Origin of the sequence: Pseudomonas sp. Tn43 (assembly GCF_014192635.1) — a bacterium.
GTDB lineage: Bacteria > Pseudomonadota > Gammaproteobacteria > Pseudomonadales > Pseudomonadaceae > Aquipseudomonas.
The window spans coordinates 214,574-228,227 of the sequence record NZ_JACHYG010000006.1; the positions used below are offsets into that span (position 1 = coordinate 214,574).

At 59.7% G+C, this 13,654-nt stretch carries 13 protein-coding genes; 11 read left to right on the plus strand and 2 right to left on the minus strand.

Features of this window, described 5'->3' with window-relative positions; genetic code table 11:
* The first annotated feature begins 14 nt into the window (after positions 1-14).
* A complete protein-coding gene (locus tag FHW68_RS17515; protein ID WP_095633988.1) occupies positions 15-563 on the plus strand; it encodes a membrane integrity-associated transporter subunit PqiC in 549 nt (182 codons plus the stop codon).
* A gap of 138 nt (positions 564-701) precedes the next feature.
* Here the strand turns inward: FHW68_RS17515 and xerC are convergent, their stop codons facing one another.
* The gene (gene xerC / locus FHW68_RS17520) at positions 702-1,640 is read right to left on the minus strand and encodes a tyrosine recombinase XerC (protein ID WP_095634014.1); all 939 of its coding nucleotides are present in this window, start codon (positions 1,638-1,640) and stop codon (positions 702-704) included.
* 805 nt (positions 1,641-2,445) lie between these two features.
* Between xerC and arnE the strand changes: the two genes are divergently transcribed.
* Genes arnE through FHW68_RS17535 form a run of 3 tightly spaced genes read left to right on the plus strand, consistent with a single transcriptional unit; the run spans position 2,446 to position 4,576 of the window.
* A complete protein-coding gene (gene arnE, locus FHW68_RS17525) occupies positions 2,446-2,790 on the plus strand; it encodes a 4-amino-4-deoxy-L-arabinose-phosphoundecaprenol flippase subunit ArnE (RefSeq protein WP_183681777.1) in 345 nt (114 codons plus the stop codon).
* Complete coding sequence (gene arnF, locus FHW68_RS17530; RefSeq protein ID WP_095633990.1) at positions 2,787-3,200, plus strand: 4-amino-4-deoxy-L-arabinose-phosphoundecaprenol flippase subunit ArnF; 414 nt, start codon at positions 2,787-2,789, stop codon at positions 3,198-3,200. Before arnE ends, arnF begins: the two co-directional genes overlap by 4 nt.
* The gene (locus FHW68_RS17535; RefSeq protein ID WP_183681781.1) at positions 3,197-4,576 is read left to right on the plus strand and encodes a UDP-glucose/GDP-mannose dehydrogenase family protein; all 1,380 of its coding nucleotides are present in this window, start codon (positions 3,197-3,199) and stop codon (positions 4,574-4,576) included. The genes arnF and FHW68_RS17535 overlap by 4 nt, the downstream gene beginning before the upstream one ends.
* 261 nt (positions 4,577-4,837) lie before the next feature.
* Here the strand turns inward: FHW68_RS17535 and FHW68_RS17540 are convergent, their stop codons facing one another.
* Positions 4,838-5,803 (minus strand): LysR family transcriptional regulator, encoded by a 966-nt coding sequence (locus FHW68_RS17540; RefSeq protein WP_183681785.1) that lies wholly within the window; start codon positions 5,801-5,803, stop codon positions 4,838-4,840.
* Positions 5,804-6,125: 322 nt separating this feature from the next.
* On the opposite strand from FHW68_RS17540, the gene argH reads away from it, so the two are divergent.
* From argH to FHW68_RS17575, 7 genes are all read left to right on the plus strand, one after another.
* On the plus strand, positions 6,126-7,553 hold the full coding sequence (gene argH / locus FHW68_RS17545) for an argininosuccinate lyase (RefSeq protein ID WP_183681788.1): 1,428 nt from the start codon (positions 6,126-6,128) through the stop codon (positions 7,551-7,553).
* A gap of 147 nt (positions 7,554-7,700) precedes the next feature.
* Complete coding sequence (locus FHW68_RS17550; protein ID WP_183681791.1) at positions 7,701-8,579, plus strand: amino acid ABC transporter permease; 879 nt, start codon at positions 7,701-7,703, stop codon at positions 8,577-8,579.
* 10 nt (positions 8,580-8,589) lie between these two features.
* Positions 8,590-9,354, plus strand: coding sequence for an amino acid ABC transporter ATP-binding protein (locus FHW68_RS17555; protein WP_095633994.1), 765 nt, complete (start codon positions 8,590-8,592; stop codon positions 9,352-9,354).
* Between the two features lie 53 nt (positions 9,355-9,407).
* Complete coding sequence (locus FHW68_RS17560; protein WP_183681794.1) at positions 9,408-10,232, plus strand: ABC transporter substrate-binding protein; 825 nt, start codon at positions 9,408-9,410, stop codon at positions 10,230-10,232.
* A 188-nt stretch (positions 10,233-10,420) separates the two neighbouring features.
* On the plus strand, positions 10,421-11,269 hold the full coding sequence (locus FHW68_RS17565; protein ID WP_095633996.1) for a polysaccharide deacetylase: 849 nt from the start codon (positions 10,421-10,423) through the stop codon (positions 11,267-11,269).
* Positions 11,262-12,149 (plus strand): polysaccharide deacetylase, encoded by an 888-nt coding sequence (locus FHW68_RS17570; RefSeq protein WP_183681797.1) that lies wholly within the window; start codon positions 11,262-11,264, stop codon positions 12,147-12,149. The genes FHW68_RS17565 and FHW68_RS17570 overlap by 8 nt, the downstream gene beginning before the upstream one ends.
* Before the next feature lie 50 nt (positions 12,150-12,199).
* Positions 12,200-13,543, plus strand: coding sequence for an MmgE/PrpD family protein (locus FHW68_RS17575; RefSeq protein WP_183682101.1), 1,344 nt, complete (start codon positions 12,200-12,202; stop codon positions 13,541-13,543).
* Positions 13,544-13,654 lie beyond the last annotated feature (111 nt).

The window sequence follows — 13,654 nt, forward strand, 5'->3', positions numbered from 1 at the left end:
CAGGAGCAATACCCATGGCTTTCCCGCTGAAGATCTCGCTGGTCACTGCGCTGTTACTGCTCACCGCTTGCCGCAGCGATCCGATTCAGTTCCATACCCTGACCCCGACCCAACTGAGCGGCGCAAGCGGCGGCGCGGAGATTCAGATCGAAAGCATCACCGTGCCGCCCCAGGTCGACCGCCCGCAGATTGTCATTCGCCAGGGCAACAGTGGCGTGGCAATCCTCGAAACCGAATGGTGGGCGGCGACGCTGGTGGATGAATTGCGCAGCGCCTTGGTCGATCAACTGGTCACCAGCAATCTGCAACGCAGAGTGTCGTTGCGACTGGACGTGCAGCGCTTTGATTCGATCCCCGGTCAATACGCCTTGATCGACGTCAGATGGCGCCTGCGCAGCCTCGGCCCCGGCGATGCGGCGGTGATCACCTGTCGCAGCACATTGCAGACCCCCACAGGCCCGAGCATCGATGAGCTGGTGCTCGCCCATCAGAACAATGTGAAACGGTTAGCTGCGCTGATCAGTCAGGCGATCGGCTCGCAAAAAGGCTGCCCTTCGGCGTAATGCCGGTAAGTTAAGAAATTTGAGCGACGAAAATCCTGTGGGAGCGTGGCTTGCCCGCGAAGAAGGCACCGCAGTTTTTCAGGTACTGCGCGTCATCGTTCTTCGCGGGCAAGCCACGCTCCCACAGGTTCTGTGTGGTCACAAATCGAAACGGTCCACTGCCCGACGGCGTTCATTGTCGTCGCGCACATCATAATGGGCGGTGGTCTGGATGTTGCTGTGGTGAGCCAGTTTCTGCGCGATCGACAGGTCATGCTCTTCGATCACTCGGGTGATGAACGACCGCCTAAAATCGTGCGGCATGATTTTCACCCCGACCTGTGCACCGCGTTGCCGGGCAATGTAGTAGATCGCATGCTTGGTGATGCGCTCACGGGTAATGTGGCTGCCACGGCGAATGCGGTTGAACAGGAACGGGTCGTCCGTTTCCCCCTCCTTTAACTGCGAACGTCGCAGTTCCAGCCAGGCGTCCAGTTTGGCGAAGGCCCACGCTGGCGCGTACTTGATCAACTGTTTGTTGCCCTTGGCGGTGACGCACAGGCTGCGCTCGGTGAAATCCACCTGGGCCAGGTCCAGATTCACCGATTCCGATTTGCGCATCCCCGACCCGTACAGAATCCCGATGATGGCCGCGTCCCGCAGCCCTTGTGGCCGAGGATCGGCGGCGCACACCTCCATCAAGTCGCGAATCAAGGTGCGCTTGAGGTTGCGCCCCTGGGACAGTCGTGTGCCGGCAATGCCTTTGACCGAGCGCATCTTCAGCAAGTGCTCCTGACTGATCAGGCTCATGCGCCACGCTTCGTTCATCACCCCGCGCACCGCATTGACATAAAGCGAGGAGGTATTGGGCGCGTAGCCGTCTTCGCGCAAGGTCGCGACCAGGGCAACGACATCCTCAGGTTGTAGCTCGTGCCAGGGAATCTCTTCGATGTTCATGTCTTCGAAGTCCAGACGGTCGGCGGCGTCCTGCATGACATAACGCATGGTCAACTGGCTGGACGGCGCCAGGCGCGCCAGGTACAGGGTTAACGGGTTGGCTTTGGAAACACTGGGTTCGGTAACAGGTAAGTCAATCAATGAAACGGCCTTGAAATGAATAAAGTTCAACAAAACAACTGAACAATGAAAATTACTTAAGATAAAAAAAGCACTTCAGCTTGATCAAATAAACAATTCGCCGCCGCGATGCCCTCTTTGTAGCAGCTGTCGAGCCTGCGAGGCTGCGTTCGGCTGCGAAGCACTCGTGAATCCGGCTGATGCGGTTTGCCTGATACACGGCAGGTTCTGGTTTGACGACTGCTTCGCAGCCGATCGCAGCCTTCGGCAGCTGCTACAGATCGCCTATGGCAATTGCATCAGGCACTGATGTCGGGCTTGCTAATGAGCGGGATAAGCGGCGCAAGTCTGAGCAGTGGCTATCATGAGCTTCAGATAAACAATTCACCCACCGGTTTCATGTTCCTTAGGCAAAAACGGGCGTGGCCTTCCCTTCATTCTATGAGCCCGAGGGGCCGTCACGCTGCCGGTCATGGCCGGAAAAGTCAATTAGTGGCTTCTTGGCTTATTGGCTAAGTCTTTGAAAAACTTAGTTTTCATGGATTTTGCCAGCACCGCTCAAGCCCTGGCTCGGGGCGCCTGAAACGCCCCGATGTGGCGTTACACAGCTCGATAGGCGAATTGAAATATGGCCTCGCCTATCCTCATTCAATAAAGCAGCGATTCGCGGACAAGGTGCACCCGTGCATGGGAAAAAAACCGCCAGAGGTTCGGTCGATGGTGATGCGGGTCAAGGGCAATGGCGTGCTGAAAAATCGAACGACCGGCCAAGGATGGCAAACGTTATGAGCAACCTGGGGATGCTGGCCTTTCCTCAGGGGGTGTCATGAGCCTGCTGCTCGTATTGGCCGCTTGCCTGCTGACCTGCCTGGGCCAGGTCGCCCAGAAGTACGCCGTGGAAAGTTGGCGCGGCAAGACGTCGGGCTGGGGCGAGAAACTGCGTTCGCCGTGGCTGTGGCTGGCGCTCGCCTCTCTCGGATTGGGCTTGCTGGTCTGGCTGCTGGTGTTGCAGCGCCTCGAGGTCGGCGTCGCCTATCCCATGCTCAGCCTGAATTTTGTGTTGATCACCTTGGTCGCCCGCTTCGTCTTTCACGAAACCATCGACCGCCGTCACTGGCTGGGCGTGGCGCTGGTGATCGCTGGCGTGGTGCTGCTGGGGCAACACGCATGAGCCTGCGTCGCGGACTCGCCTTCGCCCTGGGCAGCGTGCTGTTGGGCAGCGCCGCACAGTTGGGCATGCGCTGGAGCATGACCCGTTTGCCCCATCCCGAACAGTGGGTATCCGCCTTGAGCAACGGCAGCGTTGATGCGTTCGCTGTAGCCGTCGTGCTGGCGGCCATCCTCGCTTATGCCGTGTCGATGTTCACCTGGCTCGCCGCCCTGCGCGATTTGCCCCTGGGTCGGGCGTATTCACTGCTGAGCATCAGCTACGCGCTGGTGTATGTGCTGGCCGCCAGCCTGCCGCTGTTCAACGAAACCTTCAGCCTTTCGAAAACCCTGGGGGTGGCGCTGGTCATCCTCGGTGTCATCACCATCAACTCTCGACCTGCTCATGCGTCCACTATCAGGAGAGCCCCATGAAAATCAGCGTATTTGGTAGCGGTTATGTCGGCCTGGTGCAAGCTGCCGTCCTGGCTGAAGTCGGCCACGACGTGGTGTGCATGGACATTGACGAGAAGAAGGTTGCGTTGCTGCAACAAGGCCACGTCAGTATCTTCGAGCCGGGGCTGGCCAGCCTGGTGCGCGAAAGCCTGGAAGCCAAACGGTTGCAGTTCACCATCGACGAAAAATACGCGGTGCAACATGGCCAGGTGTTGTTCATCGCCGTCGGCACGCCGTCCCGGGACGATGGTTCAGCGGATCTGCGCCACGTGCTGTCAGTGGGTGAAGCGGTGGCACGTCACCGTGAACAACCGGTGATTCTGGTGGAGAAATCCACGGTGCCGGTGGGCACGGGCGATACGTTGCGCGCGCATATCGAAAAGTGCCTGCTCAAGGTCGGTCGACTGCTGCAGTTCGATATTGTCTCCAACCCCGAGTTTCTCAAGGAAGGTTCGGCCGTGGCTGACTGCCGGCGCCCGGACCGCATCATCATCGGCTGTGAACGTGACGACGTACGTGATGTGATGCGCGACCTCTACGCCCCGTTCAACCGTAACCATGACCGCATCATGTTCATGGACCTGCGCAGCGCCGAGCTGACCAAATACGCCGCCAACTGCATGTTGGCGACCAAGATCAGCTTCATCAACCAGATCGCCGAACTGGCCGAACACCTGGGCGCCGACATCGAATCGGTGCGGCTGGGCATCGGCGCCGATTCACGCATCGGTTATCACTTCATTTATCCCGGATGCGGTTACGGTGGCTCGTGTTTCCCCAAGGACATGCGCGCGCTGATTCACAGTGCCGAAACGGCCCACTGCTCCAGCGACCTGTTGCAAGCGGTGGAGGCCATCAACCAGCGGCAGAAACACAAACTGTTCGAACGCATCAACGCCTTCTACAAGGGCGACTTGCGCGGCAGAACCTTCGCCGTGTGGGGGCTAGCGTTCAAGCCCAACACCGACGACATGCGCGATGCGCCGAGCCGGGCGCTGCTGGAATCGCTATGGGCGGCCGGGGCCCATGTGCGGGCGTTCGACCCGCAGGCCATGCAGGAAACCCAACACCTCTATCCTGACCAATCGAAGCTGATGCTCATGGGCACGCCGGAATCGGTGCTCGCGGGTGCGGATGCATTGATCATCTGCACCGAATGGCAGCAATTCAAGGCGCCAGACTTCGATCTGATCCAGCAACGGCTCAACGCGCCGGTGATCTTCGACGGGCGTAACCTGTACGACGCCGAACGCCTGGCCCGCAGTGGCTTCCTGTACTTCCCGATGGGCCGTGGTGAATCGCGCAACCTGCCGATTCCCCATCAGCAATGGCCAGCGGCCTCGGTCGTTGCTTGACGCGCCCATTTGCGGCCTCCCTTTGTAGGAACTGCCGCAGGCTGCGATCTTTGGCGGCTTCAAAGTTGCCGAAAATCAAGATCAAAAGATCGCAGCCTGCGGCAGTTCCTACACAAAGCTCGGTGTACGCAGGCTTGTAGCCGCCGCCGAAGGCCGTGATCTTTTGGCGGCTTCGAAGTTGCCGAAGTGTGGCAGTTCCTACATAGAAGTATTGTCTGTTGGTTATTATTGTTTGCCATGCTTGAACACTTGCGCTTGAGGTCAAACCGACGCCTTCAGATCCACCCCCAACGCTTGGGCAAACGCCTTCACCAACGGACTGCGCACGGTGTTGTGGCGCAGAATCAGATTGAACGGCGTGACGATATTGATCAGGTCCGGTCGTACCGCCCGAAACTGCCCCTGAGCCACCAGATTGGCGGCGTAATGCTGGGGCAGAAAACCCACGAAACGGCCGGTTTTAACCAACAGCGCTACGGCTTCGACCTGAGTCGCCGACGCGGAAAAGCTGTCGTAGCGGGCAAAATTCAGTTTGTCTCGATGGATCGCATAGCGGTGATTGATGCACTCGTGATCCTGCAGCACGTTGCTGCCCATCTCCGCCTCTGGCACCGAGAACAGCGGATGGCCGACAGCGCAATACACATACGAGTGTTCTTCATAAAGCGGGAAGTAATCGAACTCCTCTCGTTTCTGATAAACCGGCACGATCCCGGCCACTAAGCGCCCCTCGACTACGCCTCGTTCCACCTCATCTAACTGAGACGCCTGAAGTTGAAATCTTACTTTTGGCGACTCTTCATTCAGCTTTCTAAGCGCCGCAACTAACGGTGAATTATCGTCGGTAATCGTATTATCGATAACCCCCACCCCAAGGTCGCCAATAAGTTCGTTCTGCGCCGAACTAAGCCGGTCTCGAAAGTTGTCGACCGAGGCAAACAGATCGATTGACGCCTGGTACACCAACCGGCCTTCTTCGGTCAGGTGAAAACCTTCCCGTCCTCGGGTGCACAGGCGCATACCGATCCGAATCTCGAGGTCGGAGATCTGTTTGCTGATGGCCGCCAGGCCCACATTCAGCTCATTCTGCGCCGCACTGAAGCCACCGGCCTCGACCACGGCCTTGAACACTTTGAGCAGTTTGAAGTCTAGACCACTGAGGGCCAGCGGTGCCCGATGTACCGTTTTTGGCGGCGGGTTTCCGGAATTGGAAAGTGGGGTTTCCATAATGCTTATTTACCTCTGGCGCCCTATTCAACACTCTGTGTCCAACAACAAAAACAGTGCTGGCTAATAATAATGAACACAGAAAACAAAGCTTGGCAACCGTTTATAAATCCCGCAGATCAGTGCCAACTCACTGATTTCGAACTATTAAAAGCTGACACTTCAACGTAGGAGTTGCCGCAGGCTGCGATCTTTTGATCTTGATCTTTTATGGGTCAACCAAGATCAAAAGATCGCAGCCTTCGGCAGCTCCTACATGAGATATCGCTTCGATCTGACGGCACACCGATTTCAGTTCGCGTTACCGACGAGGAAAACAACAATGTCTCAAACCACCGACCGTCTCTGGGGTGCCCGCTTCAAGAGCGGCCCGTCCGAAGCCCTGGCGGCCTTGTCCCGTTGCCCCGAGCGCTACTTTCGCCTCACCCCGTATGACCTCGCCGGTTCCAAGGCGCATGCCCGGGAATTGCAACGCGCAGGGCTTCTGAGCGAGCAGGAAACCCAGACCATGCTCGACGCCCTGGAGCGTATCGGTGAGGACTTCCGTGCCGGCAGCATCGCGCCGACGCTGGACGACGAAGACGTCCACACGTTCATCGAGCGCCTGCTGACCGAACGCCTCGGCGCCCTGGGCGGCAAGCTGCGCGCCGGCCGTTCGCGCAACGACCAGACCGCCAACGACCTGCGCCTGTTCCTGCGTGATCATGTGCGTACCCTGGCCGTTGAAGTGCTGGCCCTGCAACAAGCGTTGGTGGATCAAGCCGAGCAACACATCGAGAGCATCTGCCCTGGGTTCACCCACTTGCAACAGGCCCAGCCAATCGTCTTTGCTCATCACTTGCTGGCCCACGCCCAATCGATGTTGCGTGACGTGCAGCGCCTGGTGGATTGGGATGTGCGCACCTCGCTGTCGCCACTCGGTGCGGCGGCCATGGCCGGTTCCGCCATCGCGCGTTTGCCGCAGCAGTCGGCCAGGGAAATGGGCTACAGCGGCGTGTGCGAAAACTCCATTGACGCGGTGGCCAGCCGCGATCACGTAGCCGAGTTCCTGTTTATCGCCAGCATGCTGGGGATCAACATTTCCCGCCTCGCCGAAGAGTTCTGCCTGTGGTCGTCGCGACAATTTCGCTGGGTCGCGCTGGACGATGCCTATGCCACCGGCAGTTCGATCATGCCGCAGAAGAAAAACCCGGACATCGCCGAACTGGCCCGGGGCAAGGCTGGCCGCCTGATCGGTAACCTGACCGGTTTGCTGTCGACCCTCAAATCCCTGCCGCTGTCGTACAACCGCGACTTGAGTGAAGACAAGAACGGCGTGCTGGACAGCGTCGACACCCTGCTGCTGGTGCTGCCGGCCATGGCTGGAATGGTCGCAACCATGAAGGTCAACGTCGAAGAGTTGCGTCGTCAGGCACCACTGGGTTTCACCCTCGCTACCGAAGTGGCCGACTGGCTGGCAGTGCGCGGCGTGCCGTTCAAGGAAGCTCACGAAATCACCGGCGCACTGGTCCAGGCCTGTGAGAAACATGAGATCGAATTGTGGGAAGCCTCCCCGGCGCTGCTGGCCGAGATCGATTCGCGCCTCAAACCTGAAGTGCGCGACAGCCTGACCCTGGAAGCCGCCATCGCCGCCCGCAGCGGCTGGGGCGGCACCGCACCGCAACAGGTGCGCGAGCAGATCGGCCGACTGAAAACCGCCCTTGCGGCGCAGCAGCAGTGGACCGAGAACTATCAGGGCTTTCGCCTTTAAGTCAGAGCACAAAACCTGTGGGAGCGGGCTTGCCCGCGATGAGGCCATCACATCCACATTTTTGTTGACTGACAGTCCGCTATCGCGGGCAAGCCCGCTCCCACAGGGACTGTGCTGACCTGAAATATCAGAGTACGGAGAAACAACATGAGCCAGACTCAGGCAGAACGACTCCAGGCGGAGCGCAAACTGGCGGAAAACCAGTTCGATATCACCCAGTACCAACATGTGCCACGGCGTTACTACGGGCGGATTTTCTTCGCCACAGTGATCGTGATTGCGATTGTCGGCCTGGTGCGGGCCTTCGCCGAAGGCAAGATCGAATGGTCGTACATCGGCCAGTTCCTGACCTCACAGGCCATTATGTGGGGCCTGCTCAACACCATCGTCATGGCGGTACTGGCGATGGCGCTGGGCATCGTGTTCGGGGTGATCACGGCGATCATGCGCATGTCGGCCAACCCGATCCTGCGCTATGTGGCGCTGACCTACACCTGGCTGTTTCGCGGCACGCCGCTGATTCTGCAACTGCTGCTGTGGTTTAACCTGGCGCTGATTTTCCCCACCATCGGCATCCCCGGCCTGTTCGAAATGGACACGGTGAGCCTGATGACGCCGTTCGTGGCCGCCCTCCTCGGCTTGAGCATCAACCAGGGCGCCTACACCGCCGAAGTGGTGCGCGCCGGCCTGCTCTCGGTGGACACCGGGCAGTACGAAGCCGCCAAGTCGATCGGCATGCCGCGCCTGCAAGCCCTGCGCCGGATCATCCTGCCCCAGGCCATGCGGATCATCATTCCGCCGGTGGGCAACGAGTTCATCAGCATGGTGAAAATGACCTCCCTGGCGAGTGTCATCCAGTACTCGGAACTGCTCTACAACGCCCAGAACATCTACTACGCCAACGCCCGCGTGATGGAGCTGCTGATCGTCGCCGGTATCTGGTACCTGGCCACCGTTACCGTGCTGTCCTTTGGTCAAAGCCGATTGGAGCGTCGTTTCGCTCGCGGCGCCGGCAAGCGTTCTTGAGGAGTTCAACATGAGAAGCATCGTCAAGGCCGTGGGCCTGAACAAGTACTACGACCATTTCCACGCGCTCAAGGACATCAACATCGAGGTCGAGCAAGGTGAAGTGCTGTGCATCATCGGCCCGTCCGGCTCCGGCAAAAGCACGCTGCTGCGCTGCGTCAATCAGCTGGAAAAAATCGACAAGGGCGGCCTGTGGGTCGACGGCGAGCTGGTGGGTTACCGCATCGCCGGCAACAAACTGCACGAGCTCAACGAAACACAGATCGCTCGCCAACGCCTGGCCACCGGCATGGTGTTCCAGCGCTTCAACCTGTTTCCGCACATGACTGTGCTGCAAAACATCATCGAAGGGCCGTGCCAGGTGCTCAAGCGTTCGCCCAAAGAAGCGCACGAAGAAGCCTTGGAGTTGCTCGCTCGCGTCGGCCTGGCCGACAAACGCAACAGCTACCCGATCGAACTGTCGGGTGGTCAGCAACAACGGGTGGCGATTGCCCGCGCGTTGGCCATGCGACCCAAGCTGATGCTGTTCGATGAACCCACTTCGGCACTCGACCCGGAACTGGTCGGAGAGGTGCTGTCGGTGATGCGCGATCTGGCGCAGACCGGCATGACCATGATCGTCGTCACTCATGAACTGGGCTTCGCTCGCGAGGTTTCCAACCGCATGGTGTTCATGGACGAAGGACAGATCGTGGAGGCTGGAAGCCCCGAAGAAATACTAATAAGTCCGCAAAACCCACGCACCCAAAGCTTCATTTCTGCCGTTCGAACCTAAGCGCCAGCCTGGGAAACCAAGCGCTGCGTAACAACACTCATAAGAGAACGACCATGAAGAACTTCGTTATCCCCGCAGTACTCGCAGGCCTGATGACTTCCACTGTCAGCTTTGCCGCCCAATTGCCGGCCAGCATCAAGGACAAGGGCGAGGTCGTGGTGGCAATCATGCCGAACTACCCGCCGATGGATTTCAAGGACCCGGCCACCAATACCCTCACAGGGCTCGACTATGACCTGGGCAACGCCCTGGCCGAACGTCTGGGCGTGAAGATCAAATGGCAGGAAACCGGCTTCGAGCAAATGATCAACGCGCTGACCACCGACCGCGTCGACATGGTGATGTCGGGCATGACCGACACCGCCGAGCGTCAGGCCAGCGTGACCTTCGTTGACTACTTCACCAGCGGCCCGCAGTTCTACACCTTGCAGAAAAACAAGGACACCAACGAGATCATCGACCTGTGCGGCAAAAAAGTCGGCACCAGCCGGCGTACGACTTTCCCGGCGGAAATCGCCGAGTGGAGCAAGGCCAACTGCGAAGCCGCCGGCAAGCCTGCGATCAACGTGATCGGCACCGAAGGCTCGGCCGACGCCCGCGCGCAACTGCGTCAAAGCCGTATCGACGCGGCCATGCAAGGCAGCGAAACCCTGCCGTACCTCAAGACCCAGGAAAAGGACATGTACAAAACCGTGGGCCTGCCAATTTCCAAGCAATTCACCGGGCTGGGTGTGAGCAAGAAGAAGCCTGAGCTCAGTGAAGCGGTGAAAGTGGCGATGCAGAGCCTGGTCGATGACGGCAGCTACCAGGCGATCCTGAAGAAATGGGATTTGGAACTGGGCGCGATCAAGACCGTGACCATCAACGCCGGCAAGTAACACGTCTCGTAGCAGCTGCCGAGCCTGCGAGGCTGCGTTCGGCGGCGCAGCCGTCGTGAATTCAGACTACGCGGTGTTTCAGGGAAACCTCGTGTGCAGTGTTTACGACGGCTGCGCCGCCGAACGCAGCCTCGCAGGCTCGGCAGCTGCTACAGGTGTTTCAACTATAAATTCTGGAGCGCCATACGATGTCCTCCTCACCGCAACCCACCTGGCCCGATCAGCACAGAGCCTGCCTCGCTCTGGCCTTCGACCTCGATGGCCCGACCGGCGATGCGATGCTCAACGGTTCGATCTGGCGCAAGCCCGAGTATTTCGGCTTCGGTGGTTACGGCCCCTATCGGGCGCTGCCGCGGATTCTCGATTTGCTGGATGAGTTCCGGATTCCGACCACGTTTTTCGTCCCGGCCTGGGTCGTGGAGAACTGGCCGAAACAGTGCCAGGCAATCGTCGAGCGCGGGCACGAGGTGGCTTACCACGGTTACAAACATGAATCCTTTTACGCCCTGACGCTGGATCAGCAAAAGGACGTGATGCACACATGCCGCGAGGTGTTCTGGAAGCATCTGAACATCCGCGCCGAAGGTTTCCGCACGCCATCCGGCGACTGGCGGGCCGAAACACCGGCCATGCTGGTGGAAGCCGGCGTGATCTATTCCAGCAGCATGCGCGGTGATGATCGGCCGTATCTGGTCAACGTGCCGGGCTTCCATACGCCGCTGGTGGAAATCCCCGGCCGCTGGGAACTGGACGATTACGCCTCCCTCGCCTACACCCGCGCGCCAGACTTCCCGTCGGGGCTGGACCGCACGGCGAGCTACGAATTGACCCTCGACAATTGGTGCCGCGAGTTCGGCGGTGCCATGGACGAAGGGTTGTGCCTGACCACCCTCTTCCACCCCAAGATCACCGGCAAACCGGGGCGCATCCTGCTGTTGGAAAAACTCTTCGAACACATGCGCCAACGCGACGACGTTTGGTTCGCCACCTGCCGCGACGTCGCTCACTGGTGGCTGAAGGAGCATCACCGTGGCTGATTCCATCGTCTGGCCCAACGGCTACCGCTGCGCCGTGGTGCTGACCGTCGATTACAACGACATTCACGGCATCCTTACCCAGGCCCCGGAAGTCGCCGGGCGCGACAAGACCTTATCGGTGTGGCGCTACGGCACCCAACGGGGTGTCGAGCGTTTGCTCAGGCTTTTCGAAGAACTGGGCGTTTCCAGCAGTTGGTTCATTCCCGGCATCGTCGCCGAGGAAAACCCGCAGCACATCCAAGCGATCCAGGCTGGCGGGCATGAGATTGCCTGCGCCGGGTATCGCCATCAGAACTACGACAAGCTGACGCTGGCCGAGCAAAGCGCCGAGGTCGCCAAGGGTTGTGCGGCGTTGAGTGCGCTGACCGGTCAGCGTCCGACAGGCTTTCGTATCCCGGCCGGCAACGGTGCGCCAGGCTTCATCGAGGCGTTAAGGGAACATGGCATGCGCTGGAGCTCTTCATGGCGCGGCGATGATTTGCCCTTCGCTCACCCGACGGCGCCCGAAGTGATCGAGCTGCCGTTGCACTACGAACTGGAAGACGAACCCTACTTTGCCTTTAACCTCAGCCCGGCAGTGCCGCCGGCGCAATCGCGGATCGCCTCTTACAGCCACACGCTGGGCAACCTGCAAATGGACTTCGCCGGGTTTCACCGGTTCGGGTTGTGCTACGTGTTGCGGTTGCACCCGGAGATCATTGCCACGCCGGGGCGAATCGGCGTATTGCGCGAATTGCTGCAAAGTATCCAGCAGCATGACGATGTGTGGCTCGCTACCGGTGCCGAGATCGCTCAATGGTGGGCTGAATCGGCAGCGCCCGTGACCGAGGATCATCCGGTGGCGGTGTATGAACGTCATTACCGGGATGACGGCGTATGAAAGTTCAAGATCAAGAGATCGCAGCCTTCGGCAGCGCCTACGGTGGGGTGATGCGGATGGAGCGATTGGCGCAGTTTTGTGTGGACACTTGTTTTGAAGATTTACCTCCCGCGTTGGTTGCGCAAGCCAGGCGACACATCCTCGACACTTTCGGCGTAACCCTGGCCGGGGCTGGCAGTGAGGTGGCGAAGCAGGCACGTCAGGTTTTTGAGGGTGAGGTCGGCAGCACGTTGGTCTGGGGCACCGATCAGCGCGTCGGCGCGGCGCAGGCGGCCCTGCTCAATGGCATCGCCGCGCATGCCCTGGAGCTGGACGACACCGGTGGCTGCGATCACTCCGGCGCAGTGATGCTGCCGGCGGTGCTGGCTGCACTCTCGATATCGGTAAAACCCGTGAGCGGCCGCGAATTGATTACCGCCGTGGTGATCGGCTACGACATCAGCCGTCGGGTACTCGAAGCCTGCGGCGGTTACTCGGCCCACAACGGCGCCGGTTGGCATTCCACGGCGACGTGCGGGGTGTTTGGCGCAGCGGCGGCCAGTGCACGGATTCTGGGTCTGGATGCACAGCAAACACTGTCGGCGCTGGGCATTGCCGGCAGCTTCAGCGGCGGTCTTTGGGCGTTCATTCATGATGGCTCGCAAAGCAAAAAACTCCACAGCGGTCGGGCTGCCGAAGGTGGATTGTTGGCGGCGCGGTTCGCGCAACAAGGCATCACCGGGCCGACAAAATTGTTCGATGATGCCTGGGGCGGTTTTCTCAAGACCCTCGCGGCGGATACCTCCGTGCCCGAGGCACTGGATGCCGGATTGGGCCAGGTATGGAAACTCGCCCGCTGCTCGATCAAACCCTACGCGGCATGCCGGGGGACGCATTCGGCAATCGATGCATTGGGCCTGTTGCTGGACCAATTGCAGGTTGACGTTCATCAGATCGAAGACGTTCAGGTTTCGTTGTGCGCATTCCTTCAGGGCATGTGTGGTGGTCAGGACATCAATACCCTGCCAGCGGCGCAGATGAGTTTGCGTTATGCCCTCGCCGCCCGGCTGGTCCATGGGCATTGCCGGTTGGAAGCCTACGATGACGAACAGCGCCAGCATCCGCGAATTGCTCACTGGATGTCGTGTATTCATCTTGAAGTCGACCCGCTACTGTCCGAGGATGGCGAGCCTGTGGTCAGTGTGCGGACAGTGGATGGTCGGCAAGCGAGCCTGTGCGTCGAGGTGCCGCTGGGTGCGCCGGGCAATCCGCTGAGTGATGAGGCGCTGGAGGAGAAGTTCTTCAGTCTGGCGGGACGGGTGATGCCGCGACAGCGGGCGCAAGGATTGATTGAGCAGTTATGGAAGCTTGAAGAACTGGAGTCGGTTCGGGCGCTTGATAGGTGGCTGACTTGAGTATGGCGTTGTCTGTGCGGGCCTCATCGCGGGCAAGCCCGCTCCCACAAGGTTCGCGTCGAGCCACGATTAAATGATCGACACAAAACCTGTGGGAGCGGGCTTGCCCGC

What these genes read in the sequence shown, in the direction of transcription:
- FHW68_RS17535 (WP_183681781.1), top strand. Translation starts at nt 3,197, where the DNA reads ATGAAAATCAGCGTATTTGGTAGCGGTTATGTCGGCCTGGTGCAAGCT.
- FHW68_RS17540 (WP_183681785.1), bottom strand. Translation starts at nt 5,803, where the DNA reads ATGGAAACCCCACTTTCCAATTCCGGAAACCCGCCGCCAAAAACGGTA.
- arnE (WP_183681777.1), top strand. Translation starts at nt 2,446, where the DNA reads ATGAGCCTGCTGCTCGTATTGGCCGCTTGCCTGCTGACCTGCCTGGGC.
- FHW68_RS17560 (WP_183681794.1), top strand. Translation starts at nt 9,408, where the DNA reads ATGAAGAACTTCGTTATCCCCGCAGTACTCGCAGGCCTGATGACTTCC.
- FHW68_RS17565 (WP_095633996.1), top strand. Translation starts at nt 10,421, where the DNA reads ATGTCCTCCTCACCGCAACCCACCTGGCCCGATCAGCACAGAGCCTGC.
- argH (WP_183681788.1), top strand. Translation starts at nt 6,126, where the DNA reads ATGTCTCAAACCACCGACCGTCTCTGGGGTGCCCGCTTCAAGAGCGGC.
- FHW68_RS17550 (WP_183681791.1), top strand. Translation starts at nt 7,701, where the DNA reads ATGAGCCAGACTCAGGCAGAACGACTCCAGGCGGAGCGCAAACTGGCG.
- FHW68_RS17515 (WP_095633988.1), top strand. Translation starts at nt 15, where the DNA reads ATGGCTTTCCCGCTGAAGATCTCGCTGGTCACTGCGCTGTTACTGCTC.
- arnF (WP_095633990.1), top strand. Translation starts at nt 2,787, where the DNA reads ATGAGCCTGCGTCGCGGACTCGCCTTCGCCCTGGGCAGCGTGCTGTTG.
- FHW68_RS17575 (WP_183682101.1), top strand. Translation starts at nt 12,200, where the DNA reads ATGCGGATGGAGCGATTGGCGCAGTTTTGTGTGGACACTTGTTTTGAA.
- FHW68_RS17555 (WP_095633994.1), top strand. Translation starts at nt 8,590, where the DNA reads ATGAGAAGCATCGTCAAGGCCGTGGGCCTGAACAAGTACTACGACCAT.